Origin of the sequence: Actinophytocola glycyrrhizae (assembly GCF_042653545.1) — a bacterium.
In the GTDB taxonomy this organism is placed as follows: Bacteria; Actinomycetota; Actinomycetes; order Mycobacteriales; family Pseudonocardiaceae; genus Actinophytocola; species Actinophytocola glycyrrhizae.
In genome coordinates, this window is the sequence record NZ_JBHSIS010000020.1 from 211,916 (window position 1) to 238,244 (window position 26,329).

Sequence of the window (26,329 nt, forward strand, 5' to 3'; positions counted from 1 at the left end):
GGGCATATAGAGTGTCAAGCGCCGAGAACGCCGAGCAGCCGCGCCACCTCGGCCGCCACCGCCTCCCGGCCGGCACCGAGGTAGCGCCGCGTGTCCACCACGGCCGGGTCGGCGGCCAGGTGTGCGCGGACCGCGGCGGTGAACGCCTTGTTCAGCTGGGTGGCGATGTTGACCTTCGTCATCCCGGCCTCGACCGCGCGGCGCAGGTCGTCGTCGGCCACCCCGGACGAGCCGTGCAGCACCAGCGGCACCGGCACGGTCGCGCGCAGCCGCTCGATCAGTCCGAAGTCGACGGTCGCGTCCCTGGTCAGCATCGCGTGCGAGGTGCCGACCGCGACGGCCAGCGCGTCGACGCCGGTGGCCGCCACGTAGGCGGCCGCCTCGTCCGGGTCGGTGCGCGCGCCCGGTGCGTGCACCCCGTCCTTTCCGCCGACCTCGCCCAGCTCCGCCTCGACGTACACGCCGCGTTCGTGGCAGTGCCGCACCACGGCCGTCGTCGCCGCCACGTTGTCCACATAGGACATGGCGGACGCGTCGTACATGACCGACCCGAACCCGAGCTGCACGGCGTGCCGCACGAGCGCGACGTCCGTGGCGTGGTCGAGGTGCACGGCGACCGGCGCGGCGCAGGACCTGGCGACCGCCAAGGTGGCCTGTGCCAACGGTTCCAGCGCACCGTGGTACTTCACGGCGTTCTCGCTGATCTGCAGCACGACCGGCGCACCGGCCTTCTCGGCGCCCGCGACGAGCGCTTCGGCGTGCTCCAGCTGGATCACGTTGAACGCGCCGACACCCCGGCCCGCCGCGCGTGCGGCGGTGACGAGGTCAGCGGTCGGCGTGAGCATCCAATGCCTCCACGGTGGTGGTCGGGCGCAGCCGTGTGTACGTGTCGGGGTCGATGTCGCCCGCGAGCGGGCAGGGGACCGCGGCGGCCGAGACCGCCGCCGCCTCCGCGAGCCGGTCCGGCCAGTCGAGCAGGTGCCCGGCGGCGAGCGCCGCCACGCACGCATCTCCTGCCCCGGTGGGGTTTCCGTGCAGCTCCTCCGGCACGCGCACCCGCCAGGAACCCCGCTCGGTCACGGCGACCAGGCCCTCGGGGCCGAGCGAGGCGACGACAGCGCCCGCACCGCGGTCGAGCAGTGCCCGCGCCGCGGCGAGGGGGTCGTCGAGCCCGGTCACCTCGGTCAGCTCGTGGACGTTCGGTTTCACCACGGCCGGGCGCGCGGCGAGGCCGGCGAGCAGCGCGGGGCCGGCCGTGTCGAGGATGACCGGGGTGCCGGGCGTGGCGCGGATCAGCTGTGCGTACGCGTCGTCGGGCAGGTTGGGCGGCAGGCTGCCCGACAGCACGACCACCGACGCGCGGGCCGCGAGCGCGTGGTAGCCGCCGACGAAGTCCGCCCAGTCCGAAATGGACACCGCAGGGCCGGGCTCGTTCACCGCGGTGGCGGTGCCGTCCGACACGATGGTGACGGTGCGCCGGGACGGGCCCGCCATGTCGAACAGCGCCTCCCGCAGCCCGGCGAGGAGCACGTCGGCGCGGATCGCGGCGCCGGTGTCTCCGCCGACCAGCCCGGTCACCATGGTCTCGTGGCCGAGTGCGTGCAGGACCCGCGCGACGTTGACGCCCTTGCCGCCGGCGCGGACGTCGGCGGCGGTGGGCCGGTTGGTGTGCCCGACCCGCAGCGCGGGCACCTGGTAGGTGACGTCGAGCGCGGCGTTCAGCGTGACCGTCAGTATCATGCCGCCGCCCGCCACGCGAGGATGCCGGCGCCGATGCAGCCCGCGTTGTCGCCGAGCCTGGCACGCACGAGCCGCGGCACCCGCTGGAACGCGAGCCGTCCCTCCAGTGCCGCGCGCAGTGGCTTCATCAGCGTGTCGCCCGACTCGGACAGCCCGCCGCCGATCGCGATGACCTCCGGCGCCAGCAACGTGATCGCGGTCGTGAGCGCCGCGGCGAGCCCGTCGACGGCCCGCGCCCACACCGCGACCGCGTCCGGCTCACCGGCCACGACCGCGGCGGCCACGTCGGCGGCCCGGTCGACGTCCTTCCCGCTGCGTTCGCTGTAGTTGCGGGCGATGAACGCGGCCGACGCGACGGTCTCCAGGCAGCCGAGGGTGCCGCACCCGCACACCTGCCCGCCGGGGTCGACGACGATGTGGCCGATCTCGCCCGCGTACCCGTCCGCGTCGAGCCGGTGCCCGTCGACGAGCACGGCCGCCGCGATCCCGGTGCCGATCGGCATGAACATCGCGTTCCGCACCCCGGTCGCCGCGCCGACGGTGAACTCGGCCAGCCCGCCGGTCCGCACGTCGTGCCCCAGCGCGACCGGGATGCCGGCCGCCTCGGTGAGCCGGTCGCGCAGCGGCAGGTCCCGCCAGCCGAGGTTGACCGCGGCCCGCGCGATGCCGAGCCGCTCGTCGATGATCCCCGGCGCCGCGACGCCGACCCCGACGACGGGCGCCTCTCCTGCCCTGCCGCGCAGCTCGTCGATCAGCTCGACGATCTGGGCGACGTCCACGGCACCGCCGACCCGCCGCGTCGGGGTGCGCAACGTGTGCACCACGTGCAGGTCCTCGGCCACGAGGGCCGACTTGATCGACGTGCCGCCGATGTCGATGGCCGCGACGAGCCGGTCCATGCCACCGCCTTCCCAGGTAGTGAGGGGTTTACATTGCATCATGTGGATCGCTACGAACGGCTGAGCACCCTGCTGGACCTGCTCGGGCAGCGCGGCAAGGTCGACGTGGACGACCTCGCCGAGGAGCTGACCGTCTCCGCCGCGACGATCCGCCGCGACCTCGACCACCTCGCCGACCAGCAGTTGCTCACCAGGACCAGGGGTGGCGCGGTCACCAACAACGTGGCCTACGACCTGCCGCTGCGGTACAAGACGGCACGGCACGCCGCGGAGAAGGAACGCATCGGCCGCGGTGGCGCCGCGCTGGTGGCGCGGGGGAGCGTGGTGGGGCTGAACGGCGGCACCACGACCACCGAGGTGGCGCGTGCGCTCGCGGTGCTGCCGGAGCGCAACGGCGCCGACGAGCCGACGCTGACCGTGGTGACCAACGCGCTGAACATCGCGAGCGAGCTGGCGGTGCGCCCGCACGTCAAGATCGTCGTGACCGGCGGGGTGGCCCGCCCGGCGTCGTTCGAGCTGTCCGGGCCGCTGGCCACCCGCGTCCTCGACGAGATCACGATGGACCTGGTGTTCCTCGGCGTGGACGCGGTCGACCCGGCGCTCGGCGCCTACGCCCACCACGAGGGCGAGGCGAGCATCAACCGGCTGATGGCCGGACGCGCCCGCCGGATCGTGGTCACCGCGGACAGCTCCAAGCTGGGCGGGCACGCGTTCGCCCGCATCTGCGCGACCGCCGAGATCGACACCCTGATCACCGACGACGCCGCGCCAGCCGAGGTGGTGGCCGCGTTCGAGGCCGAGGGCGTGACGGTTCAGCTCGTGTAGCCGAGCATGCGGAGGACCAGCTCCGCGTACTGCTTGCCGAGCACCGTCGGCGACGGTTTGCTCGCCGGGGAGTACCAGCGGGCCACGTCGATGCCGAGCGACAGCACGGCGCGGGCCGCGGTGCGCACGTCCGGGACGGTGAACGCGCCCGACTCGGCACCCCGGGTGATCACCTCGCGGACCAGGCTCTCCGTGCGGCGGCGCAGGTCCACCACCACCTGGTACTCCTGCGCCGGCAGCGCGTCCAGCTCGTGCTGGACCACCCGTGCCACCACGTGCCGCTGCGCGTGCCACGCGACGAACCGCTCCACCAGCGTGCGCATCGCGTCGACCGGGTCCGCGTGCTCGGCGATGGTGTTCTCGACCATCGCCAGGGTGCGGGCGTGGCCGCTGCGGCTGATCGCGAACAACACCGCGGACTTCGCCGGGAAGTGCACGTACAGCGCGGCGGGGGACATGCCGGCCGCCGTCGCGATGTCCCGCGTCGTCGTGGCGTGGTAGCCACGCGACGCGAACGACTCGACGGCGGCCGCCATCAGCCTGCGTGCGGCGTCCGGCCGCACGTCCGGCCACAGGTCCTCGGGGAGAGGTCGGGTCACGAGAGGATGTCGGCGTGCGGTGCCAGCAGCTGCCGGTGCCGTCCCGCGGTGCCGAGCGCGATCGAGTCGGCCTTCGCGCGCTTCAGGTACAGGTGCGCCGGGTGCTCCCACGTCATGCCGATGCCGCCGTGCAGCTGCACGCACTCCTCCGCCGCGTGCACCGCCACCGTCGAGCACAGCGACTGTGCGACGCTCGCCGACAGCTGACCGGGGTCGTCTGCCGCGTTGCGGGCCGCTGCGCGGGCCAGCACCAGGTCACTCCAGATGTCGGCCAGCCGGTGCTTCAGCGCCTGGAACGAACCGACCGGGCGGCCGAACTGGTTGCGGTCCTTGAGGTAGGCCACCGTCGTGGTGAGGCACCACTCCGCGACCCCGAGCTGTTCGGACGCGAGCAGGCCCGCCGCCGTCCACAGCGCACCGTCCACAGCGGACTCCGCGGCCTCCGGGCCGGCCAGCAGCGTGCCGGTGGCGCCGTCGAGCGTGACGTCCGCGATCGGGCGCGTCAGGTCCAGCGACGTGACCGGGGTGACCTCGACCCCTTGCTGGGCAACGGGAACGGCGTACAGCTCCAGCCCGTTCGTGCCCTGGGCAGGAACCAGCAACACGTCCGAGGCCAGCGCGTCGGCCACCGAGCGGACCCGGCCGGAAAGTCCGCTGTCGGAACGGATCGCGTCCGGCACGGTCGAACCCGGCGCCGTGGCGAGGGAAACCGCGAGCGTCGCGATCTGCTCGCCGGAACCGATGGCGGCCAGCAGTGCCCGCACCTCGTCGCTCGGCTTGCAGCCGAGCAGCGCGGTGGTGGCGAGTACCGCGCTGCCGAGGAACGGCACCGGCGCGACGAACCGGCCGAGCTCCTCCATGACCACCGCGACCTCGCGGGTCGACGCGCCCTGCCCGCCGAGCTCCTCCGGCACGTGCAGCGACGCCACACCCAGCTCGGTGAGCCTGCGCCACAGGTCGAGGTCGTACGGCTCGCCGGTCTCGCAGCGGGCGAGCACGCCGGCGGGGGTGGCGCGGGCGGACAGCAGGTCCTTGACACTCGCCCGCAGGTCGTCCTCGATGTCGGTGTAGAGCAGGTTCATCGCGGCAGGTCCTTCCAGGCGACCTTGGTGTCGGTGCGCGGCTCGGCGGGGAGTCCGAGCACGCGCTCGGCGATGATGTTGCGCAGCACCTCCGACGTGCCGCCCTCGATCGAGTTGCCCTTGGCCCGCAGGTAGCGGTAACCCGCCTCCCGGCCCGTGAAGTCCACCTTGTCCGGGCGGCGCAGCGTCCAGTCGTCGTAGCGGAGGCCGTCGTCGCCGAGCAGCTCCAGCTCCAGGCCCGTCAGCGCCTGCGCCAGCTCAGCGAACGCCAGTTTCATCGCGGAGCCCTCCGGCCCCGGTGCGCCCTCGGCGAGCTGCTGGCGCAACCGGATACCGGCCAGCCGCAACGCCTCCGACCGCGTCCACAGTTCGAGCAGCCGGTCGTGCAGCTCCGGGCTGTGGTTCTCCGGGTGGTCCCGCCACGTCTGCGCCACCACACCGGACATGCCGCCGTCGCGGGGCGCGGGGCGGCTGCCGATCGCGACGCGCTCGTTCATGAGCGTGGTCTGCGCGACCTTCCAGCCCTCACCGACCGCGCCGAGCCGGTTGGCGTCCGGCACCCGCGCGTTGTCCATGAAGACCTCGTTGAACTCTGCCTCGCCGGTGATCTGGCGCAGTGGCCGGACCTCGACGCCGGGGTCGGTCATGTCGAGGACGAAGTACGTGAGGCCGGCGTGCTTGGGCAGGTCCGGGTCGTGGCGCGCCACGAGGATCGCGAACCTGGCGGTGTGCGCACTGGACGTCCACACCTTCTGCCCGGTCATCAGCCAGTCGGCACCGTCGCGGACGGCCCTGGTGCCCAGCGCGGCGAGGTCGGACCCGGCGCCCGGCTCGGAGAACAGCTGGCACCACACCTCCTCGCCGGTCCACAGCGGACGCAGGTAGCGCTGCTTCTGCTCCTGCGTGCCGAAGGCGAGGATGGTCGGCGCGGCCATGCCGAGCCCGATGCCGATGCGGCGCGGGTCGTTGTCCGGCGTGCCCGCCAGCTCCTCGTCCACGACGGACTGCGCTTCGCGCGGCAGGTCGAGCCCGCCGAGCCCGGTGGGGAAGTGCACCCACGCGAGACCGGCGTCGAACCTGGCCCGCAGGAAGTCGAGCCGGTCCATGGTCGTGTGGTCGCAGGTGCTGAGGAACTCGCGCGTCAGCTCGCGCAGCCGCGTCTCGTTCATGGCCGCTCCTCGCAGGCTCCGAGCGGCCATGAGGTGTGATTTTTCGCTCCGCAAGCTCCGCTCATGGCACATACACCACAATCGTCTCGGCGACACAGGCCGGTTTCTCGCCGCCATCGAGCTCGACGGTCCACCGCAGCGTGGCCTGCTTGCCCTGCGGCCGGTCGGTCAGGTCGATCAGCTCGGCACCCGCGCGGACGCGGGAGCCCACCGGCACCACCGAAGGGAACCGGACCTTGCCGAGCCCGTAGTTGATGCCCATGGTGATGCCCTCCACGCGGTAGATCTCCTTGCCCAGGAAGGGAATCAGGGAGAGTGTCAGGTACCCGTGCGCGATGGTGGCTCCGAACGGGCCCTGCGCGGCCTTCTCGGCGTCCACGTGGATCCACTGGTGGTCGCCGGTCGCGTCGGCGAACCGGTCGACCTGCTCCTGCGTGACGGTGTGCCACGCGCCGTGGCCGAGCTGCTCGCCCTTGGCGGCGGCGAACTCGTCGAGGCTGGCGAAGATACGCATCGTCGGCGCCCTCAGTCCTGCGGCCCGCCGGCCACGTAGATCACCTGGCCGGACACGAACCCGGCCTCCTCGCTGACCAGGAACGACGCGAGGGCGGCGATGTCGTCGGGCTGCCCGACCCGCCGCACCGGGATCGCGGCCGCGGCCGCCTCCTTGAACTGGTCGAACTCGGCCCCGACGCGCGCCGCGGTGGCCGCGGTCATGTCGGTCTCGATGAACCCCGGCGCGATCGCGTTGGCGGTCACCCCGAACTTGCCGAGCTCGATCGCGACGGTCTTGGTGAAGCCCTGCATGCCCGCCTTCGCGGCCGAGTAGTTGACCTGGCCCCGGTTGCCGAGCGCTGAGGTGCTGGACAGGTTGACGATGCGGCCGAAGCCTTCCTGCGTCTGGTACTTCTGCACCTCGCGCGTCATCAGGAACGCGCCGCGCAGGTGCACGTTCATGACCATGTCCCAGTCGTCCTCGGACATCTTGAACAGCAGGTTGTCGCGCAGGATGCCCGCGTTGTTGACGAGTACTGTCGGCGCCCCGAGCCGGTCGGCGACCGTGGTGACCGCCGCGGTCACCTGCTCGGCGTTGGACACGTCGGCCCCGACGGCCAGCGCGGTGCCACCGGCCTCCTTGATGGCGGCGACGGTGTCCTTGCAGTTGTCCTCGGTGAGGTCGACGACGCCGACCGCGAAACCGTCCTTCGCGAGGCGCTTGGCGACGGCGGCGCCAATCCCTCGAGCGGCACCGGTGACGATCGCGACACGGGACTGGGTCACGCGGGTTCTCCTTCGAACGCTGACGGCAACGAGCTAAGCAAGCGCTTAGTAAGCTACCCGGTGCGCCCGAGGTGGGCAATGGCCCGGGTCAGAACTCGAAGCCACCCGGCTTGCCGACACGCGGCCGCGTTCCGGTTCACGAGGACCGTGCGGTAACCGAGGTCGCCTGCGTAGCGCAGGAGCACGTCGGCCACCGGGGACGCGAACACGGCCACCAGCGTGCGGGCCTCGGGTGGTGCCTGGTGCTCGCCGTGTGCCACCGCACAGTTCGGATCGTCCGTCGCCATGGGTCCTAGGGTGGCACGCGTGCTGACGAACGTCACTCTGCCGTACAACGGGCTTGTCCTCGACCGCGGTCGTCGCGGGGACGCCGGCTGGCTGGCCTCGGCCCGCGCCGATGGCCGGGTGCTCGCGTTCTGGCGGGACCGCTGCCTCGTCGCGGACGGCGTGCCGGTGAGCGTGCCCGCGACGCGCAGGGAGGCGGTGTTCCTCGGTGCGGGCGCGGTCGGGGTGTTCGCCGTCGACCTGTCCGATGTGGACGAGGACGATGCGGTCCTGGAGACGGGTGCCGACGCCGCCGTCGACATCAGGGGCCTGTACACCGGGCTCGACCAGCAGGAGGCCGCGACCCTCGCCTACGCGCGCGGCATGCTGCACTGGACCCGCAACCAGCGTTTCTGCGGCGCGTGCGGCGCGGCGACGGAGGCTGAGCAGGCCGGGCACGTCCTGCGGTGCCGGGGTTGCCGGAAAATGCACTTTCCCCGCATCGAGCCCGCTGTGATCATGCTGGTGGAGGCTCCGGACCGGCGGCGTTGCCTGCTCGCGCGGCACCGGGGGTCGGCGGCGTTCTCGACGCTCGCCGGTTTCCTGGAGATCGGGGAGAGCCTCGAGGACGCGGTGCGACGTGAGTTGGTGGAGGAGGCCGGGGTGCGGGTGCGTGCGGTGACCTACCAGGCGTCGCAGGCGTGGCCGTTCCCGTCGGGGCTGATGGTCGGCTTCCGCGCCGTGGCCGACACCGACACGGTCGCCGTCGACCACGACGAACTGGACGAGGCCCGCTGGTTCACCCGCGCCGAGGTCCGCGCACTCGGCGACAGCCGCCCGGACTCGATCGAGTCGCACCTCGTCGGCACGTGGCTCGCCGAGGCGGAGTGACCGTGCCGCAGACACCGACGTCGTTCGACGACCTGGTCGCCGAGGCCGCGGCGGTTTCCGTCGATGGCTGGGACTTCTCCTGGCTCGAGGGCCGCGCGACCGAGGAACGCCCGCCGTGGGGCTACCAGCGCATGATGGGCGAACGCATGGCCCGCGCGACGGTGGCCCTGGACGTGCAGACGGGTGGCGGTGAGGTCCTGGCGGGCGTACCCGGGCTCGCCCCCACGACGATCGCGACCGAGGCGTGGCCACCCAACCGCCGCCGCGCCGCCGCCAACCTCCACCCCCGCGGCGTGACGGTGGTCGCCGACGCGGGCCGGCCACCGTTCCCGTTGCGGGACGACACCTTCGACCTCGTGGTGAGCCGCCATCCGGTGGCCGCGTGGTGGTCCGAGATCGCCAGGGTCCTCGCGCCGGGTGGCACCTACCTGTCCCAGGAGGTGGGGCAGCGGAGCGTGGCCGAACTGGTCGAGTACTTCCTGGGGCCACAGCCGTGGACCGACCGCGACCCGGACGACGCCCGTGCCATGGCCGAGGCCGCCGGCCTGGAGGTCGTCGACCTGCGCACCGCCCGGCTGCGGACCGAGTTCTTCGACATCGGCGCCGTCGTCTACTTCCTGCGCAAGGTGGTCTGGATGGTGCCCGGCTTCACCGTCGAGGCCTACCGGCGACAACTCCGCGCACTGCACGAGAAGATCACCGCCGAGGGACCGTTCGTCGCGCACACCGCCCGCTTCCTCATCGAGGCCCGCAAACCCTGAGGTTCCGGCGTCGGGGGCCTCAGACGGTCTTGGTGTGGTGTGGGGTTGTCCTCGCCGGACAGGCAGGTCGCCGGGGTGGCGGAGCCCCACCGTCGGGTCGCGGGCCCCGCTGCGCGGAGTCGTCGAGCTTGGCCGGGAACGGCTCGTCGGGCAGGAGGGAGGGTCACGGTTCGTGGCTCGAACGTCGGCGGTTCGGGTTTCACCGACGCGGGAGGCGGGTGGAAGGAGGACACTGGGGACATGCGCTTCCGAGACCGCGCCGACGCGGGACGAGTGCTGGCGGCGCGTCTGGCGCACCTCCGCGCGGCCGACCCGGTCGTGGTCGGTCTTCCGCGCGGAGGGGTGCCCGTCGCGGCGGAGGTGGCCGCCGCGCTCGGTGCGCCGTTGGACGTGGTGCTGGTGCGGAAGATCGGGGCGCCCGACCGGGAGGAACTGGCCGTCGGCGCCGTGGGCGAGGACGGGGTCACCGTCCGGAACGAGGCCGTGTTGCGGGAGCTCGGCCTGTCGTGGGAGGGCCTCGCCGAGCGGGTCGCGCGGGAGCGGGACGTGATCCGGGAGCGGGCCGTGAGCCTGCGTTCCCGGCCGAGGCCCGCGCTGCGGGGCCGGACGGTGATCCTCGTCGACGACGGGATCGCCACCGGGGCCACGGTGGTCGCCGCGTTGCGGGTGTTGCGGGACCTCGGTGCCGCCCGGGTGGTGCTGGCGGTGCCGGTCGCGCCACCCGACTCGCTGGCGGCGATCGCGCCGCTCGCCGACGAGGTGGTGTGCCCGGCCACGCCGAGGCGGTTCGCGGCCGTGGGGCAGTGGTACGACGACTTCACGCAGGTGCCGGACGACCAGGTGCGCAAGCTCCTGGAGTAACTACGCTGGACCCGTGGCACCTTTCGAGCTCGGCGGCACCGGCCCGGACTTCGTCCTGTTCCGGAACGGGCCGGTGACGCTCGTCCACCGGGAGGAAGTTCTCGACGACACGCTGACCCTGCTCACCGACCTCGGGTACCTCGTGCCCCGGTTCGATGCGCGGGCCTGGGCGGACAAGGCCGGCTTCGCCTCGGCCGTCAAGCAGGGCCTGGGTTTCCCGGACCACTTCGGCGGGAACCTCGACGCGTTCGACGACAGCCTGCGCGAGGTCGCCCTCGGCACCGGCCAGGACGTGACCGGTCTCGTGCTCGTGTTCACCGGGTACGACGCCTTCGCGGGCCGGGACCCGCGCACGGCGCAGGCCATCCTCGACATCGTCGCCGACGTCGCCCGCTTCGCGATGCTGTTCGGTCGGCGCCTGGCGTGTCTCGTGCAGTCCGACGACCCCGGGCTTCGGTTCGGTCCGGTCGGGGCGACCCCGGTCGGTCCTCAGAGCTGACCGGCGTCGAGGACCTTCACCGCGGCCGCGCCGATCTCGTCGGACTCGGCCAGGTCGACCTCCGCGACGATGCCCCAGTCGCCGTCGCCTTCCGGGTCGTCGAAGATCTGCCTGACCTCCCACCGGTCCTCGTGCTCGGTGATCATCAGGAACTTCGGGCCGCGGGAGTCCGGGCCGGTGCGGATCTCGTCGTGCTCGTCGTAGTACGGCGTCAGCGCGTCCATCCACGCCTCGGTGTCCCACCCGGCGTCGCCGTCGAGGGCGCCGAGGTCGGCGTAGCGGCGGGCGGCGGCCAACTGCACCCGGTGGAACAACGCGTTGCGCACCAGCACCCGGAACGCGCGCACGTTCCTCGTCACCGCGGGGGCCCGCTCGTCGGCGTCGGCGGACACGGTGTCGTCCTCGGGGTTGGTCAGCTTCTCCCACTCGTCGAGCAGACTGGAGTCGACCTGCCGCACCAGCTCGCCGAGCCACTCGACGAGGTCGGCCAGCTCCTCGGTCTTCGCCTCGTCCGGCACCGTCTGGCGCAGCGCCTTGTACGCGTCGGCGAGGTAGCGCAGCACGATGCCCTCGCTGCGGGCCAGCTGGTAGAAGCCGACGTACTCGACGAACGTCATGGACCGCTCGAACATGTCGCGGGCGACGGACTTGGGCCGCAGGTGGTAGTCCGAGACCCACGGGTGCCCCTGCCGGTAGGTCTCGAAAGCACCGTTCAGCAGCTCCTCCGCCAGCGGCTTCGGGTAGGTGATGTGCTCGAGCAGCGTCATCCGCTCCTCGTACTCCATGCCCTCTGCCTTCATCGCCTGCACGGCCTCGCCGCGTGCCCTGTGCTCCTGCGCGGACAGGATCTGGCGCGGGTCCTCCAAAGTGGACTCGATGACCGACAGCACGTCCAGCGGGTAGGACGGCGACTCCATGTCCAGCAGCTGGATCGCCGCGAGCGCGAACGGCGACAGCGGCTGGTTCAACGCGAAGTCCAGCTGCAGGTCCACCGTCACGCGCACCGAGCGGCCCGTCTCGTCCGGTTCGGACAGCCGCTCGACGACGCCCGCCGAGTGCAGGGCCCGGTAGATGGCGATGGCGCGGCGGATGTGGCGGCGCTGAGCTGCCCGGTCCTCGTGGTTGTCCTCCAGCAGCCTGCGCATCGCGCTGAACGCGTCCCCGGGACGGCCGATCACGTTGAGCAGCATGGAGTGCGACACCGCGAAGCTCGACGTGAGCGCCTCCGGCTCGGCCTCGACGAGCCGCTGGAACGTCGGTTCGCCCCAGCCGACCGAGCCCTCCGGCGGCTTCTTCTTCACGACCTTGCGGCGCTTCTTCGGGTCGTCGCCTGCCTTGGCGAGCGCCTTCTCGTTCTCGACCACGTGGTCCGGCGCCTGCACGACCACGTTGCCGACCGTGTCATACCCGGCGCGGCCGGCCCGGCCCGCGATCTGGTGGAACTCGCGGGCCTTGAGCAGCCGCACCCGCTGACCGTCGTACTTGGACAGTGCGGTGAACACGACCGTGCGGATGGGCACGTTGATGCCGACGCCGAGCGTGTCGGTGCCGCACACGATCTTCATCAGCCCGGCCTGCGCGAGCCGTTCGACGAGCCGCCGGTACTTGGGCAGCATGCCTGCGTGGTGCACGCCGATGCCATGGCGCACCAGGCGGGACAGCGTCTTGCCGAAGCCCGCCGTGAACCGGAAGTTGCCGATGAGCTCGGCGATCCGGTCCTTCTCCTGGCGGGTGCAGACGTTGATGCTCATCAGCGACTGGGCCCGTTCCAGGGCGGCGGCCTGCGTGAAGTGCACGACGTAGATCGGCGCCTGGCTGGTGGACAGCAGCTCCTCGATCGTCTCGTGCAGCGGCGTGCGGCGGAACGAGTAGAACAGCGGCACCGGGCGCTCCGCGGACGTGACCACCGCGGTCGGCCGCCCGGTGCGGCGGGTCAGGTCCTCCTGGAAGCGGGTGACGTCGCCGAGTGTGGCCGACATCAGCAGGAACTGGGCGTCGTTGAGCTCCAGCAGCGGCACCTGCCACGCCCAGCCGCGGTCCGGCTCGGCGTAGAAGTGGAACTCGTCCATGATCACGACACCGACGTCCGCGGACACGCCCTCGCGCAGCGCGATGTTGGCGAGGATCTCCGCGGTGCAGCAGATGATCGGCGCGGCCGCGTTCACGCTGGAGTCGCCGGTGATCATGCCGACGTTCTCGGCGCCGAAGATGGCGCACAGCGCGAAGAACTTCTCCGACACGAGTGCCTTGATCGGGGCCGTGTAGAAGCTGCGCTGCCCGTTCGCCATGGCGGCGAAGTGCGCGCCGGTGGCCACCATGCTCTTGCCGGAGCCGGTCGGCGTGGACAGGACGACGTTCGCCCCGGAGACGATCTCGATCATCGCCTCCTGCTGCGCCGGGTACAGCGAAAGACCCTGTTCCTCCGCCCAGGCGGAGAACGCGTCGAACAGGGCGTCGGGATCGGCGCCGGATTCAGTGCGGGCGGGCAGCACGTCGGTGAGAGTCATCGCCACCGATCGTGCCATGTCCTGGGCCTACGAGGTGCGGCGGTCGATTCGTGGGCGTGGATCCGGGTTGTAGGTGCTCTGGCACGGGACCGCCGCGCCGACGGACGGTGGCTGGGCGTCGCGCCACCAGCGCAGCGCGGGCGGGACCGGCCACGGCGGCATGAGGCCGGCGATCTCCTCGTGCAGTGACAGCGCGTCGTCGCAGTGCACCCGCCACGACCTGGTCATGGCCGCGACGTCGTGCCGGGTGGCCAGCAGCCGGTCGCCGAGGCTCAGCTGGGCGTGCAGCGAGTGCCGGTAGATCCCGTCGGGGGACAGGTCGCCGGGCACGGTGCCACCGCATTCGGGGCACCCGCACGGCCACCGCCGCGCGAGGTCCGGGGTGCGCGCCACGATCCGCGCGAGCACGGCGGGCCGGTGGTGGCCGAGCAGCGCGGGCACGAACAGGCCCGAGGTGGTGGCGAGCGCGCCGGCGTGCGCGCCGTGGCAGACCGCGCCGAGTGCGCCGATGTCCGCCCGCAGCAGCACGACCGGCACGGTGACGGTCAGGAGCCGGATCAGGCCGCGGGTGACGTACCGGGTGGCGAACGAGTCGCCGATGATCGCGACCGCCACCGGCAGGCGTGCGCTGTTCAGCGTCGCCACGAGCCGGTCGATCCACGCCGGCACGGCGAACCAGCCTGCGCCGAGCGGGAGCATGACGAGCAGTGGCGGCGGGTGGCCGCGGGCGTCGGCGAGGAGCCGGTGCAGCCCCGGCCAGTCGCCGGGGGCGAGGAATCCCGAGTCGGTGAGGGCGACGAGGCCGAGGTCGTGCTGTTCCGCGGTCCACGCCCGGCGCAGGCCGGCACCTGCGCGGAGGGGGTGGTTCCCGGCGTAGCGGCCCGCGTCGCAGAGGATCGGGCCGTCGTGGCCGGTACGGCGTAGGTGCCGGACCGTGTTGCGCGGCTTGGGGCCGGTCAACACGAGTCCGGAACGATAGCCGGTGGCGATGTCGGCGGCGGCGACCGCCTGTTCCGGCGCGCACTGGACCAGCAGTCGGCATAACAGGTCGTCGACCCTGGGTTGGGTCATGTCCTACACCGTGCACTGTCTGCTGTAGTTCTGTCACGCGTTGTCACGCCTATGCGTGACAAAAACCCGCCGGATGGCCGTCACTCGCTACGCCTCGTGCTCGAACCAGAGCGGTGACGCGACCACGATCTTGACGAGTTCGTCACCGGGTGGTGTCATCTGCATGAATCTTATTCATGTTTTTGGCCGGTCGGGAGGCCGTGATGTCCCTGCTCAAGCGTTATCTGATCGCGGCCGGAGTCGCCGTCGCCGCCGCCGGCGCGGTGGTCGCGCCCGCGTCCGCGGCGCAACCAGCCGCCCTGCCCACCGCCGCCGTCGCACTCGGCGACAGCTTCATCTCCGGGGAAGGCGGCGGGAACTACGCGGCCGTCACCGACCTCAACGGTGTCCCGCAGGGGTTCCCCGGGTGGTCGGCGGCCAACGACAACGCCTACTTCTGTCACCGGTCGCCGAACGCGTCGCTGCACCGCGCGACGCTGCCCGGCATCCAGGACCGGTTCAACCTCGCCTGCTCCGGCGGCCAGCCGCACGACATCACCAGCCCGTCGGCGAACCGCGAGAAGGGGCGCGCGGTCGCGGCACAGCTCGACCAGCTCCGCGGGGTGGCGCAGACCCACGACATCGACATCGTGCTCGTCGGGCTCGGCTCGAACAACAGCTCGTTCACGTTCGGTGACGCGGCCTCGGTGTGCGCCAACCGGTTCATCGCCGACGCGTGGACCGGCTGGTGGGAGTTCTGGGCCGGCAACCCGCCGCAGGAACCGTGCACCATCAGCGACCTCGCCACCGACGCGGAGGTGTCGGCGGCGACGACCGAGACCACGAACGCGCTGCGGGCGCTGCTCGCCACGCTGGACGAGGTGGACGCCGACGGGCAGCACCGGGTGGTGTTCCAGGATTACACCAACCCGTTGCCGCCGGACTTCGCGCAGCGCTACCACGAGGAGGACGGCCGCGCCGACAACCGCGACAAGTTCCGCGACCTCGGCGCCGAGCGGTACGCGGCTGGCTGCCCCGCGCACCGCGCGAGCATGGCGGCGGGGCACCTGTTCTCGCAGGCACTGGGCCGGATCGTGCGGTCCGCGCACTCGACGCTGTCGGCGGAGTTCCCCTCGGACGACCTCGTCTACCTCAACGTGCAGGGCGCGTTCAACGGTGCGCGGCTGTGCGAGCAGGACGGCAGCCCGGGCAACGCGCTGGCCACGCCGATCCGGCTGATGGACGGGCCGAGCGGCACCTTCGTCACGAGCCTGTCCGGCAAGGACAAGATCGCCATCCAGCGGATCGCGGGCACCTGCGTGGACTACTTCCAGACGTGCCAGGAGTCGTGGCACCCGAACGCGAACGGCTACGCCGTGCTGGGGCAGTGCCTGTCCGGCGCGGCGACCAGCGGAAACAGGCAGGTGTCGTGCGTCAGGCAGGCGGACGGCAGCGTATCCGTGGGGTAATGACCGTTACTCCTTTTACTTGGGAAAATGGCAACGTTAAGGCCCGTCGGGTGGCTTCCCCGGCGGGCCGTCCACATCGGATCATGAGCGGGTTCGGGAAACCCTGCATCCCGTGGAGGTACCAGTGCGGTTCCCTCGATCCGTTCTCCGTTCCACCCTCGTCGCCGCGGTCGCGGCGGCGACCGTCATCGGGCTGGCGTCGCCTGCCTCGGCAGCGGCAGGCAAGTACGTCGCGCTCGGTGACTCCTACTCGTCCGGCACCGGCGCGGGCAGCTACGGCAACAGCGGCAGCTGCATGCGCAGTGCGAACTCCTACCCGCAGCTGTGGGCCAACGCGAACGCGCCGTCGACGTTCTCCTTCGTCGCCTGCTCCGGCGCGGTGACCAGCGACGTGCTCAACAACCAGGTCTCCGCCGTCACGTCGAACACGGCGCTGGTGACCATCTCCATCGGCGGCAACGACGCCGGCTTCGCCGACGTCATGGTCGCCTGCAACACCAGCTCGGACTCCACCTGCGTCAACCGCAACAACCAGGCGCAGGACTTCGCCCGCACCACGCTGCCAGGGCGGCTGAACAACGTCTACACGCAGATCCGCAACCGGGCACCGAACGCCCGGGTGGTCGTGCTCGGCTACCCGCACATCTACCACCTCAACGGTTCCTGCTGGGTCGGCCTGAGCGAGACCAAGCGGGCCGCCATCAACAGGTCCTCCGACGTGCTGGCGTCGGTGATCTCCGGGCGGGCCGCCGCGTACGGGTTCACCTACATCGACGCGCGGAACACCTTCGACGGCCACGAGATCTGCGCGTCGGGCTCGCGGTGGATCAACAGCGTCACGTGGCCGGTGGTCGAGTCGTACCACCCGAACGCGGCAGGCCAGCGCGGCGGTTACTACAACGCGCTGGAGTCCGTGGCGTGATCACGGCGGCGGCCCGGCCCTGGAACAAGGGCCGGGCCGCCTGCCTGCCAGGCTCGCTCCAGGATTCCTGGCCGCTCGGTGATGGTTCGTCCTTGCCGGGCGGGCAGGTCTACTAGGCGTTCTTCGGGCCCGCCTGCTGGATCACCTCGAACGACCACGCCGACGAGTCGCTCGCCACGGGCTGCCCGCCGCCGCTGTGCCCACCCCCGGGCCGCATCGAGCCTTCCATCCACTTCTGGAAGTCCTCCTCGCTGCGCCAGCGCGTGTAGACCAGGTACCTGTCGGTTCCGTCGACCGGCCGCAGCAGCTCGAACCACTCGAAGCCGTCCGAGTTCTCCACCATGCCTGCGCGGGACGCGAACCGCTGCTCGAGCTGCTCGCGCATCTCATCGGGAACCGTCAGCGCGTTGATCTTCACGATGCTCATGACACCCATCCTCGCGCACGGATCAGGTGCGGCGCAGGGTGATCCTGGTCCACGCGCCGATGTACACCCGGTCGCCCTCGCCAAGCGGCCGCGGCGTGTTGGGGCGCAACGGGTTCTCGTCGTTGACCACGGTGCCGTTCGCCGAGTCGAGGTCGACGATGGACCACGAGCCGTCCTGCTGCGCGACGAGCACCGCGTGCAGGTGGGAGACGCCGGGGTCCTCCGGCGGGCCGATCAGGTCGATGTCCGGCGCGATGCCCCGGCTGCGGCTCTGCCTGCCGATGCTGATCTGCTTGCCCTGCAACGGGAAGTGCCGGTCCGGGCAGTACGGCGGGAACGCGATGCTCGCCGCGTCCGGCCCGTCGACCGCCATCACCGAGTCGTAGTACGCGCGGTCGGCGGTGACCGTCGCCGTCCACGTCGTCGCCTCCGGCAGGCGGTCCGCGGGCACCGGGGGAGCGGGCTCCACGACCGGCGCCGGTGGCGGTGCGGCGGGGAGTGCCGCCATCGAGTCGTGGCCGCACGCCTCGCAGAACCGGCCCGCCAGGTCCGCGCCGCACGCCTTGCACGTCGCACCCGCCGGGGGCAGGCCCGGTCCGGCGGCCGACGGCACGTCCGGGGCGGCGACGGCCTGCGCGCCGCCGATCTCGCGACCGCAGACGTCGCAGAACTCCTCGTCGGCCGACGTGTGGCCCTGCGGACAGGTGGCCATGCGGTCAGGCCCCCTCGGCGCCCGGCACCGTGTCCGGTTGCTTCTTGCGCACCCGCATGGTCTTCGACGACCTGGTGTCGAGCGTCATCTCGTCGACGGCCTCGACCTTGCGCTTGAGCCGCACGGTGCCGGTGCGGGCGTCCTCGACGTCCACGACCTTCGCGAGCAGCTTCGCGGTGTCCGAGTGCCCGGTCTCCGTCGCGAGCTGCACCGCGCGGCCCAGCTTCGCGGTCGCCGTCTCCACGTCGCCTGCCTTGCGTGCCTCCAGGCCCTCCTGGATCGCGTCGGCCAGCTCGGCCTGCCCGGTGTAGTGCGCGACCTCGCGGTTGATCCGGGTCGACAGCGCGGTGTCCTCGGTCCACACGGCGAGGATGCGGCCCTTGCCGAGCACCTGGTCGGAGTCGCCGCCGGTACCCGGCACCACCAGGCTCACCCGGCCCGCCATCATCTTCTCGCCGGTCGCCGCGGCCGGGACCTGCACGCACACGTGGTAGTCCCGCGTCTCGGAACCCCACGAGCCGGTCGGGTAGTCGCCCTCGCGGGGCGTGGTGTCGGTGCGGCGCCCGGTGAGGTCCACGAGCGTGGGTTCCACCTGCTTCACGAACCTGACCGTCGCGCCCTGCGGTGTCCACAGCCGCAGCGACACGTCCGCGACCGCCTTGCCCATGGCGCCGGCCGCCATCGCGCGGAAGTCCGCCTCCAGGTCCTCAGGCTCCGCGATGATGTCGACCGTGCCGAGCAGCGCGTCGGCGATCGTCCGCAGCTCCTTGACCTCCCAGTCGGTGCCGACACCTCGGCAGTCGCACACGAAGTGCCCGGTGACCTGCTGCAGCGTCGCCGCGAGCTGGCGCGGCGTCTCGTGCATGTTCTGGCCGTCGGTCAGCAGGATCGCGTGCCGCATCGGCGCGGTCGACGTCGCGAACAGCGAGTCGGCGAGCGCGAGCCAGCGGCCGATCGCGGTGCCGCCGTTCGCGGCGAGCTTGGCGACCGCGTCCTTCGCCTCGGCCCGCGTCGTCGGCGACGCGACCACCAGGCCGTGCCGGTAGGGGTAGACGAGGCGGGCGTCGTCGGTGCCCGCCACGACCGCGAACTCGACACCGTCGCGCAGCGTGTCGATGGCGGCGGCGGTGGCCTGCTTCGCCGACGACAGCTTGGTCCTCGGCACGTGCATCGAGCCGGAGCAGTCGACGATGATCACCTCGGCGGCGGCACCCGAGGCGGTCTGCCCGGTCGGAGAGCCCGCCGACGTCACGGTGACGATCGCGTTGACCTCGGTCGCGCCCGCCGGGAGGTACTCGTTCTGGTAGACGTCGACCGCGAAATCCGGCTGTGCCGTCACGGCGCACTCCCTTCCGTCGGGGGGAACGGCACGAGGACCGTCGTGATGTTGTCGTGTCCACCGAGGTCCAGCGCGAGCTTCGTCAGCCCGTCGACGGCGGCCATGCCGCCTTCGCCCGGCATCGCGCCCGCCAGCGCGACCGCGTCCGGCACGTAGTTCCACAGCCCGTCACTGCACAGCAGCACGTGCCCGGCGCCGTCCGGCTCGACGGTGACCACCCTCGGCTCGATGTCACCCGCGTCCGCGCCGATCCACTTGGACAGCGCGTGCGCCTGGTGCACCGAGTTGGCCTCCTCCTCGCTCATGCCCTCGGCGATCAGCTCGGCGGCGACCGTGTCGTCCGCGGTGAGCACCTGCGAGGGCATGGCTGCTGAGCGGCGTTCGCGGAGCGAACCGTCGGCCGTGGTGTCCGGTGCGGCGATCCAGTACACCCGGCTGTCGCCGACCGAACCGACCGTGACCTTCTCCGGCGTCACGACCGCGGACACGAACGTGCAGGACGGCGCGGTGCCGGGCACCGAGGGGTCGGCCAGCTCCGACACCACCTCGATCGCCCGCGCGACCGCGGCCCGCGTCGCGACCTCGGCGTCACCGTTCTCCAGCACGGCGTCGAGCAGCACACCGACCGCCTCGTCGACGGCCCGCTGCGACGCGCTGTCCGCGCGGTCGGAGGTGGCGACGCCGTCACACACCACGGCGACGACCGTCGGCGGGGCGTCCGCGCCGAGCACCGTGCCGTACGCCATCGAGTCCTCGTTGCGGGCCCGTCGCCGCCCCTTGTCGCTGATGCCCGCGACCATGCCGAGGTCGCATTCCATGCGGTCCCGGCCGCTTGGCTGCGCGCGTCCGCAGTCCGCGCAGAAGCCGTCGCCGTCGACGTTCTCCGCGCCGCAGGCCACGCACGCGGCGCTCTCCGGTGTGCTCACCGGGCCGCCGACCGGGGTCCTGCGCACGAGCAGGCTCTCACCGCAGCTCTCGCAGAACCGGTCCTCCCGGCCGACGTCCGCGCGACACCCTGGGCAGCTGGTCACGGTATCCACCTCAGATCCACGTCCGAGGACGGATCTGGTTGGCGCTGTCCACCAATGCGATGCGCTCCCTCGTGTTGTCCGCGTGCCGCGCGAGGGTCCGGTAGGTCTCCTCGAGCGCGACCCGCAGGTCGGTCTCCCTCAGTGGGCAGCCAAGCACAGTCCCGCCGGAGCGTCCGCCCTGGGTGACCCACTCGAAGGCCGCGGTCAGCAGCCCCTCGTTCGCCTTCGCCCTCGGCTCGGCGGGCAGTTCCAGTGCGCTCAGCAGCGCGCCGGCCGACGTCAGGTCCTCCTCCGCCAGTTGCGCGGTGGGAACGTCGCGGACCCGCACGTCCGCGGCGGCCAGCCGGGCCGCGTTGTGGTGGTTGGACGTCTCCGGCACCGAGCACAGCACGTCGAACGCCTCCAGCCGCCCGTCCCGCGCCATCAGCGCCCTGGCCAGGCCGAACGCGGCGCTCACGTAGGAGCGGTCGGTGCGCCAGACGACGCGGTGGTACCGGTCGGCGGTCGCGTGGTCGCCCAGCGCCTCGGCACAGACCGCCAGTGCCAGCTTGGGCGCGGCCTCGCCCGGCACCGCGGAGTAGACGCGGTCGAAGCACTGGCGCGCGCTCTGCGGGTCGCCCGCCGCCAGTGCGGCCATGCCGCGGTACCAGTCGAGCAGCCACAGCCGGTCCAGGTCCCGGGTGTCCCGCGACAGCTCGTCGAGCTTCGCCCCGGCGGTGGCCACGTTCCCCGCCTCGATGTACGCGCGGATGATCCGCAGCCGGACCTCGACGGAGTTCTGCGGCGCCTGGCGCAGCTCGTCGGCCAGCGCGGCCGGATCGGTGGCGCTGACGGTCGCGAGGAACGCCGCGGCCGCGTCGGTCCCGTCCACCCTCGGCACGGGCAGCGCGTGCACCAGCGACGGCAGCGAGGCCCGCACGTCGAACGCCATGGCGATGCCGAACGAGCGGCGCTCCGGAGTGAACTCGGCGGACGCGCCGGGCCGTGGCAGCCCGTCCTCGGCGGCGAGCACCTCCCGCAGCACACCGGTGAGCTGGTCCTTCATCTCCTCGGCGGAGGTGAACCGCGCCCCCGGCTCCTTCGCGGCCGCACGCAGCAGGAACCGGAAGTAGGAGTCGTGCTCGGCGAGCAGCGGCTCCTCGGCCTGGTTGGGCAGCCGGTCGAGGTAGGCGCGCTGGAAGTCGAACGGGAACGTCATGACCGCGAGCGTGCGGCCGATGGTGTAGAGGTCCGAGGCGATCGACGGGCCCGAGGTGGCGATCTCCGGGGCCTGGTAGCCGACCGTGCCGTACACGGCGCTGTCGTCGTCGTCCATGTGCCGGACCGCGCCGAGGTCGATCAGCTTCAGCTGCTCCTCGGTCTGGATCACGTTGTCCGGCTTGAAGTCGCAGAACAGCAGGTTGAGCGCGTGGAGGTAGCCGATCGGCGGCAGCATCTCCAGCGTGTAGGCGATGGCGCGGGACAGCGGGAGGCAGGCTTCCGGTCCCTGCGCGGCCCGCACGTCCTTGAGCATCTCCTTGACGGACCGGCCGCCGACGTACTCCATCACGATGTAGCCGACCATCGCGCCGGTGTCCGCGTCGGGGTGCTGCACGAAGTTGTGGATCTTGACGATGTTCGGGTGCTCGACCTCGGCGAGGAACCGGCGCTCGGCCACCGCCGCGGCCATGGCGTCGGTGTCGCCGGTGTCGAGCAGACCCTTGAGCACGACCCAGCGGTCGGCGACCGCGCGGTCGAGCGCGAGGTAGATCCAGCCGAGGCCGCCGTGTGCGAGACAGCCGAGTACCTCGTACTGGTCGTGCAGCACCTCGCCGGGGGACAGCTTGGGGGAGAAGGAGAACCGGCGGCGACAGGAGGTGCAGAAACCCTCCGTGCGGCCGGGTTGCCCGTCGCGGCCGCGGCCGACCTTCGCGCCGCAGTTGCTGCAGAACCGCTTGTTCTCGGGGACCTTCGGGTCGGTGAGCACGGCGGAGGCCGGGTCGCGGTAGGGGACGCGGGGCACCTCGACCAGGCCCGCGCCGAGCAGGCCGCGGCTGGCCGAACGGGCCGAGCCGCGCCGCGAGCTGCCGGAGACCGCACCGGTCGACGCGGTCCACCCGGTGGCGACCGAACCGGTGCGGGTGCTGACGGTCCGCGCGCTGTCCGGAGCGGGATCGGCCGCCGCCGGTGCCGCGGCGGTGCCTGCCGGTGCCGCCAGCCCGCAGGTCTCGCAGAACCCGTCGCCGTCGAGCGTGCCGCCGCAGCCGGGCCGCGGACAGCCGCCCGCCGCGGTGGCCGCGGCCGCGACGGAGGCGGGGGTCGGCGGTGCGGGTGGGGGCGCGGCGGGCGCGCTCGGGGCGGCGGTGGCGGCCCCGGCGGGGGCCGCGAGGCCGCAGGTCTCGCAGAAGCCGTCCTCGTCGAGGGTGCCGCCGCAGCCGTTCCGGGGGCACTGGGTCATTCGGTTCTCTCCTCGCGGGGCTGCGTCCGGTCCTGGATGGCCTGGCGGTAGCGGTTGAGCGCTCTCGTCGCCGCGGCCAGGTCGCACGGTGCCGTGAACAGGATCTGCTGTGCCTCGCCGTGCAGCCGGGTCAGCCCGGGGTCCTCCGCGTGCCCGAGCCGGGCGGCCTTCACCTGGTAGGCCTCCAGCCGGCCACGCAGTTCGGCCCGCCGGTCGAGCAGGCCGGTGATGGCCCGCAGCGCGGTCCTGGTGCTCTCGAGCGCGTTCGCCGCGAACCGGTCGAGCTCGTCGGCCTCCCGCGCCAGCACGTCCCAGCCCGAGGTGCCGAGCCGGGCGGTGAGCCGCCGCAGACGTTCCCGCAGCGTCGCCGACGCCTGGTCACCCGGCACCGGCAGGCCGGGGGCGGCGATCTTCTCGACCATCGCCGGATAGGTCTGGCGGGCCGTCGCCTCGATCGCCTCGACGTCGGAGAGCACCGACTCGAGCGCGGCGACGCGTGCGGTGAACCGGTCGCGGACCTGCGCCAGCCCGGCCAGCCGCGTCTCCAGCTCGCTGATCCGCCGCTCGATGCCCGACAGCGGGTCGGTGGCGTGGACGGTGAGCACGTCGGTGAGCACCATCTCGCGGGCCTTGTCCAGGTCCCCGCGGATCACGGACACGTCGTGGCCGGCCGCGCCGACCGACTCCGCCAGCACCGAAACGGTGTGCAGCCGCGCGTCGAGCGGGTCGAGCCTGCCGATCGCGGCCGACCACGCCGACTCGGCGGCCGCGAGCACGGCGGTGACCGTGTCGAACGCCTGCCGCATGCGCGACAGCAGCTCGGCGAGCGTGATCCGCTCGGTCACCTGGGCGGGCCCGGTCAGGCCGCGCCGCTCGATCGGGACCGCCGCGGAGTCCAGCTCGACGATCGGGGCGTGCAGGATGCCGGTCAGCTCGGCCAGCTCCTCGTCACCTGGCCGCGACCGGCGGGCCCGGACCTCCAGCGCCCGCGCGACGAGGTCCCGGTAGCTCGCGTACTGCTCCCACAGCGTGGCCATCGCGACGCGGGCCCGTGCCCACCGCTGCGCGGTCGCGCCGGTGAGCGCCGCGTCCCTGAGCAGCCGGTGGCCAGGGTGGGCGTCCATCGCGACGAGCGACTCCGCGATGCGCTCGCTGTCGTCCTGGACGGCCGCGAGCGCGCGGTCGACCTCGTCCCGGCTGAGCACGGTGCCCTCCATCGCGTTCAGTCCCGGTACGTCGCTGGTGGCGGCGACGCGGGGGTCTCGAGCAGAGCCACCAGCCACTGGTCGTAGATCTGCGTCCACCTCCCGCTGGCCCGCAGCTCCTCGAGGACCGCGTTCACGAATCGGGTGAACTCGGGGGACTGCTTGGAGATCGCCATGCCGTAGGGCTCTTCGGTGAACGGGTCGCCGACCACCTGGGTGAACGGGTCCTGCGCCCGGAGCCCGGCGAGGATCGTGTCGTCCGTCGACACCGCCTCGACCTGGTTCTGCTGCAGCATCACGAGGCAGTCGGTCCAGCTGTCCACGCCGATGGCGACCGGCCTGGGGTCGGTGTTCGCGTTCACGATGTTGGCGATGGACGTGGAACCCTTGGCCGAACACACCTTCGCGCCCGCGAGCGAGGTGATGCCCGCGATGTCGGAGTCGTCCCTGACGAGCACCTTCTGCCCGGCCAGGTAGTACACCGAGGAGAAGTCGACCTCCTGGCGGCGTTCGCAGTTGATCGTCATCGTCTGCACGACGATGTCCACGTCGCCGTTCGCCACGGCGGGCACGCGCTGCGCCGAGGTGAGGATCTTGAGCTGGACCGTGCCTTCCGCCGTGCCGAAGATCGCCTTGGCGATCTCCTTCGCCATGTCGATGTCGAAGCCCTCGACGGTGCCCGTGACCGAGTTGCGGTAGCCGAACTTGTAGGTGTTCTGGTCGACGCCGACGATCAGCTTGCCGCGTGCCCTGATCTCCGCCATCGCCGAGCCCGGCGGGAAGTCGCCGGGTGCGGGCGGCGGGCCGGAGGGGCGCAAGCTCGCGGTCGGGTCGCCGCAGCTGGTGTCCGCGCCCGGCGCCGGCAGGTCGGACACCTCGGCGGCACCCTTGGGCATGGGCGGCCCGCCCGGCTGTGCCGCGCGGTCGCCGACCTCGCCGGAGGACGTGCAGCCCGCCGCGGCCATGGCGAGGGCCGCGAGCAGCGCGGCCACCTTCGTCCGCTTCATCGGTACTCCTTGAGCCGCTGCCAGATCCCGGTCGCCGCGCCTGCCGCCGCGAGCAGCGCGAGCGCGAGCACGCCGATCACCGTGCCGGTCAGCGCGCCATCGGCCTGCGCGACCTCGTCCTCGAAGGTCGCCTCGGTCGCGGCGATGGCCTCCCGCAGCGCGGTGTCGACCGCGTCGAACTTCGCGGCCGCGCCGTCCTCGCCGGGGCCGATGGTGAGGGCGACGGCGCCGAGATAATCGCCGTCGCCGTCGAGCTGCCGGATCCGGTCGTGCACCTCGTGCCAGTCGCGCTGGGCGACGATGGCCGCCTGCACGTCCTCCCGCACCGCGCCGGTCGCGATGTCCTGCGCCCGGGCGAGGAGCCCGCCGCCGGTCACGAGCCTGCCGACGGCCTCCTGGTAGTCGTCCTCGGCCTGCGCGCCGCTACCGCGCGCGACGAGCGTGAGGGTTTCGTTGCCTCGCGCCGCGAGGGCCGCGATCCTGGCCTGTGCCAGCACGTCGGTCTGCTCGGAGCCGTTCTCCTGGCTCGCGTCGACGTTCGCCATCACCCCGGTGGTCGCGATCAGCACCCACGCGAGCGACAGGACGGCGGCGCCGGTCGCGACGAGGAGCCCGATGTTGAGCCGCCTTCTCGTGCGCTGCCGCAGGTAGCGCTGCGCGAGCACCAGCAGCGCCAGCAGAACCAGCCCGAGCAGGACCTCCACGACGGGCAGTCCGCCAGCGCGGTCCTGGTCGGCACGCAGGACCGCGGTCTCGTCGGTGTACAGCCGCTGTGCGGCGGGCAGCAGTTCCTCACGCATCAGGTTCGACGCCTCGCGCTGGTAGGCGGCGCCGACCGGGAGTCCCTGGCGGTTGTTGGCGCGCGCGGTCTCCACGAGCCCGGTGTAGGTGGACAGTTCACGGGAGAGCACGGAAAGCGGGCTTTCCGGATCGGCGAGGTCGGCGGGTTCGCGCGCGGCCACCGCGGTGCCGAGCGCGGCGGTGGCCTGCGCGATGTCGGCCTCGTACCTGGCCCGCACGTCCGCCCGCTCCAGCCCGCCTGCGAGGAACGCGCTGTTGGCGGTGGCGTCGGCGTCGGACAGCGAGCGGTAGAGGTCCTGTGCCGCGATCGAGAGCGGGCCGCTGCGGGCGGCGAGGTCGTCGAGCGCCTTGGCGCGGCTCTGCACGTTCAGCGCGGTGAACAGCCCGACCAGCAGGCTGACCAGCACGAGCGCGACGGTGAGAACGACGAGCACGCCCGGGGTGGTCCTGGCCAGTTCGCGCAGCTCACCGACCCGCCCCGAGCGCTCGGGCGCCGGTGCGGAGTCGCTTCGCGCCGGCGGGGCAGCGGTGGGAGCAGTCACGGCACAGTC

General features: G+C 72.4%; 26 protein-coding genes. 7 read left to right on the forward strand and 19 right to left on the reverse strand.

Annotated features, from left to right (window positions below):
• Positions 1-14: 14 nt before the first annotated feature.
• From ACFPCV_RS29175 to ACFPCV_RS29185, 3 genes are read right to left on the reverse strand one after another with little or no spacing between them, the layout of a single operon-like run.
• Complete coding sequence (locus ACFPCV_RS29175) at positions 15-845, reverse strand: class II fructose-bisphosphate aldolase (protein WP_378059583.1); 831 nt, start codon at positions 843-845, stop codon at positions 15-17.
• Positions 826-1,740 carry a 1-phosphofructokinase family hexose kinase gene (locus ACFPCV_RS29180; RefSeq protein ID WP_378059584.1) on the reverse strand — a complete coding sequence of 305 codons (915 nt, stop codon included), beginning with the start codon at positions 1,738-1,740 and terminating at the stop codon, positions 826-828. The genes ACFPCV_RS29175 and ACFPCV_RS29180 overlap by 20 nt, the downstream gene beginning before the upstream one ends.
• The gene (locus ACFPCV_RS29185; RefSeq protein ID WP_378059585.1) at positions 1,737-2,639 is read right to left on the reverse strand and encodes an ROK family protein; all 903 of its coding nucleotides are present in this window, start codon (positions 2,637-2,639) and stop codon (positions 1,737-1,739) included. Before ACFPCV_RS29185 ends, ACFPCV_RS29180 begins: the two co-directional genes overlap by 4 nt.
• A gap of 42 nt (positions 2,640-2,681) precedes the next feature.
• Between ACFPCV_RS29185 and ACFPCV_RS29190 the strand changes: the two genes are divergently transcribed.
• Positions 2,682-3,464: a DeoR/GlpR family DNA-binding transcription regulator gene (locus tag ACFPCV_RS29190; RefSeq protein WP_378059586.1), complete on the forward strand. Its 783-nt coding sequence runs from the start codon at positions 2,682-2,684 to the stop codon at positions 3,462-3,464.
• Here the strand turns inward: ACFPCV_RS29190 and ACFPCV_RS29195 are convergent.
• The 6 genes from ACFPCV_RS29195 to ACFPCV_RS29220 all read right to left on the reverse strand — a co-directional run bounded on the left by ACFPCV_RS29195 (position 3,452) and on the right by ACFPCV_RS29220 (position 7,882).
• Complete coding sequence (locus tag ACFPCV_RS29195) at positions 3,452-4,063, reverse strand: TetR/AcrR family transcriptional regulator (protein ID WP_378059587.1); 612 nt, start codon at positions 4,061-4,063, stop codon at positions 3,452-3,454. The genes ACFPCV_RS29190 and ACFPCV_RS29195 overlap by 13 nt on opposite strands.
• Positions 4,060-5,145 carry an acyl-CoA dehydrogenase family protein gene (locus ACFPCV_RS29200; protein ID WP_378059588.1) on the reverse strand — a complete coding sequence of 362 codons (1,086 nt, stop codon included), beginning with the start codon at positions 5,143-5,145 and terminating at the stop codon, positions 4,060-4,062. Before ACFPCV_RS29200 ends, ACFPCV_RS29195 begins: the two co-directional genes overlap by 4 nt.
• Entirely contained in the window at positions 5,142-6,314 is a 1,173-nt protein-coding gene (locus ACFPCV_RS29205; protein ID WP_378059589.1) for an acyl-CoA dehydrogenase family protein, read from the reverse strand. The genes ACFPCV_RS29200 and ACFPCV_RS29205 overlap by 4 nt, the downstream gene beginning before the upstream one ends.
• A 61-nt stretch (positions 6,315-6,375) precedes the next feature.
• A complete protein-coding gene (locus ACFPCV_RS29210) occupies positions 6,376-6,828 on the reverse strand; it encodes a MaoC family dehydratase (protein ID WP_378059590.1) in 453 nt (150 codons plus the stop codon).
• Positions 6,829-6,839: 11 nt separating this feature from the next.
• Positions 6,840-7,595 carry a 3-oxoacyl-ACP reductase FabG gene (gene fabG, locus ACFPCV_RS29215; protein WP_378059591.1) on the reverse strand — a complete coding sequence of 252 codons (756 nt, stop codon included), beginning with the start codon at positions 7,593-7,595 and terminating at the stop codon, positions 6,840-6,842.
• 53 nt (positions 7,596-7,648) lie between these two features.
• The gene (locus ACFPCV_RS29220; protein ID WP_378059592.1) at positions 7,649-7,882 is read right to left on the reverse strand and encodes a hypothetical protein; all 234 of its coding nucleotides are present in this window, start codon (positions 7,880-7,882) and stop codon (positions 7,649-7,651) included.
• A 19-nt stretch (positions 7,883-7,901) separates the two neighbouring features.
• Here ACFPCV_RS29220 and nudC point away from each other — a divergent pair, with 19 nt between their 5' ends.
• The 4 genes from nudC (at position 7,902) to ACFPCV_RS29240 (ending at position 10,871) form a co-directional block, all read left to right on the forward strand.
• Positions 7,902-8,750 carry an NAD(+) diphosphatase gene (gene nudC / locus ACFPCV_RS29225; RefSeq protein ID WP_378059593.1) on the forward strand — a complete coding sequence of 283 codons (849 nt, stop codon included), beginning with the start codon at positions 7,902-7,904 and terminating at the stop codon, positions 8,748-8,750.
• Between the two features lie 2 nt (positions 8,751-8,752).
• Positions 8,753-9,511 carry a class I SAM-dependent methyltransferase gene (locus ACFPCV_RS29230; protein WP_378059594.1) on the forward strand — a complete coding sequence of 253 codons (759 nt, stop codon included), beginning with the start codon at positions 8,753-8,755 and terminating at the stop codon, positions 9,509-9,511.
• A gap of 240 nt (positions 9,512-9,751) precedes the next feature.
• Positions 9,752-10,372 carry a phosphoribosyltransferase gene (locus tag ACFPCV_RS29235; protein WP_378059595.1) on the forward strand — a complete coding sequence of 207 codons (621 nt, stop codon included), beginning with the start codon at positions 9,752-9,754 and terminating at the stop codon, positions 10,370-10,372.
• A 13-nt stretch (positions 10,373-10,385) separates the two neighbouring features.
• The gene (locus ACFPCV_RS29240; protein ID WP_378059596.1) at positions 10,386-10,871 is read left to right on the forward strand and encodes a barstar family protein; all 486 of its coding nucleotides are present in this window, start codon (positions 10,386-10,388) and stop codon (positions 10,869-10,871) included.
• Here ACFPCV_RS29240 and ACFPCV_RS29245 read toward each other — a convergent pair.
• On the reverse strand, positions 10,862-13,378 hold the full coding sequence (locus ACFPCV_RS29245) for a DEAD/DEAH box helicase (protein WP_378059597.1): 2,517 nt from the start codon (positions 13,376-13,378) through the stop codon (positions 10,862-10,864). The genes ACFPCV_RS29240 and ACFPCV_RS29245 overlap by 10 nt on opposite strands.
• Positions 13,379-13,405: 27 nt before the next feature.
• Positions 13,406-14,449 carry a hypothetical protein gene (locus ACFPCV_RS29250; protein WP_378059598.1) on the reverse strand — a complete coding sequence of 348 codons (1,044 nt, stop codon included), beginning with the start codon at positions 14,447-14,449 and terminating at the stop codon, positions 13,406-13,408.
• 203 nt (positions 14,450-14,652) lie between these two features.
• Here ACFPCV_RS29250 and ACFPCV_RS29255 point away from each other — a divergent pair, with 203 nt between their 5' ends.
• Together ACFPCV_RS29255 and ACFPCV_RS29260 are read left to right on the forward strand one after the other, a co-directional pair.
• The gene (locus tag ACFPCV_RS29255; protein WP_378059599.1) at positions 14,653-15,897 is read left to right on the forward strand and encodes an SGNH/GDSL hydrolase family protein; all 1,245 of its coding nucleotides are present in this window, start codon (positions 14,653-14,655) and stop codon (positions 15,895-15,897) included.
• Positions 15,898-16,021: 124 nt separating this feature from the next.
• Positions 16,022-16,819: an SGNH/GDSL hydrolase family protein gene (locus tag ACFPCV_RS29260; RefSeq protein ID WP_378059600.1), complete on the forward strand. Its 798-nt coding sequence runs from the start codon at positions 16,022-16,024 to the stop codon at positions 16,817-16,819.
• A gap of 112 nt (positions 16,820-16,931) precedes the next feature.
• Here the strand turns inward: ACFPCV_RS29260 and ACFPCV_RS29265 are convergent, their stop codons facing one another.
• Genes ACFPCV_RS29265 through ACFPCV_RS29300 form a run of 8 tightly spaced genes read right to left on the reverse strand, consistent with a single transcriptional unit; the run spans position 16,932 to position 26,320 of the window.
• A complete protein-coding gene (locus ACFPCV_RS29265; protein ID WP_378059601.1) occupies positions 16,932-17,246 on the reverse strand; it encodes an antibiotic biosynthesis monooxygenase family protein in 315 nt (104 codons plus the stop codon).
• A 22-nt stretch (positions 17,247-17,268) separates the two neighbouring features.
• Positions 17,269-17,958, reverse strand: a complete 690-nt coding sequence (locus ACFPCV_RS29270) for an FHA domain-containing protein (protein WP_378059602.1) — start codon at positions 17,956-17,958, stop codon at positions 17,269-17,271.
• 4 nt (positions 17,959-17,962) lie between these two features.
• The gene (locus ACFPCV_RS29275) at positions 17,963-19,297 is read right to left on the reverse strand and encodes a vWA domain-containing protein (RefSeq protein WP_378059603.1); all 1,335 of its coding nucleotides are present in this window, start codon (positions 19,295-19,297) and stop codon (positions 17,963-17,965) included.
• Positions 19,294-20,328 (reverse strand): PP2C family serine/threonine-protein phosphatase, encoded by a 1,035-nt coding sequence (locus ACFPCV_RS29280; RefSeq protein ID WP_378059604.1) that lies wholly within the window; start codon positions 20,326-20,328, stop codon positions 19,294-19,296. Before ACFPCV_RS29280 ends, ACFPCV_RS29275 begins: the two co-directional genes overlap by 4 nt.
• A gap of 10 nt (positions 20,329-20,338) precedes the next feature.
• Positions 20,339-22,765 (reverse strand): tetratricopeptide repeat protein, encoded by a 2,427-nt coding sequence (locus ACFPCV_RS29285; protein WP_378059605.1) that lies wholly within the window; start codon positions 22,763-22,765, stop codon positions 20,339-20,341.
• Positions 22,762-23,970: a hypothetical protein gene (locus ACFPCV_RS29290; protein ID WP_378059606.1), complete on the reverse strand. Its 1,209-nt coding sequence runs from the start codon at positions 23,968-23,970 to the stop codon at positions 22,762-22,764. The genes ACFPCV_RS29285 and ACFPCV_RS29290 overlap by 4 nt, the downstream gene beginning before the upstream one ends.
• 17 nt (positions 23,971-23,987) lie before the next feature.
• The gene (locus ACFPCV_RS29295; RefSeq protein ID WP_378059607.1) at positions 23,988-24,977 is read right to left on the reverse strand and encodes a glutamate ABC transporter substrate-binding protein; all 990 of its coding nucleotides are present in this window, start codon (positions 24,975-24,977) and stop codon (positions 23,988-23,990) included.
• Entirely contained in the window at positions 24,974-26,320 is a 1,347-nt protein-coding gene (locus ACFPCV_RS29300; protein ID WP_378059608.1) for a hypothetical protein, read from the reverse strand. The genes ACFPCV_RS29295 and ACFPCV_RS29300 overlap by 4 nt, the downstream gene beginning before the upstream one ends.
• Positions 26,321-26,329: the final 9 nt, after the last annotated feature.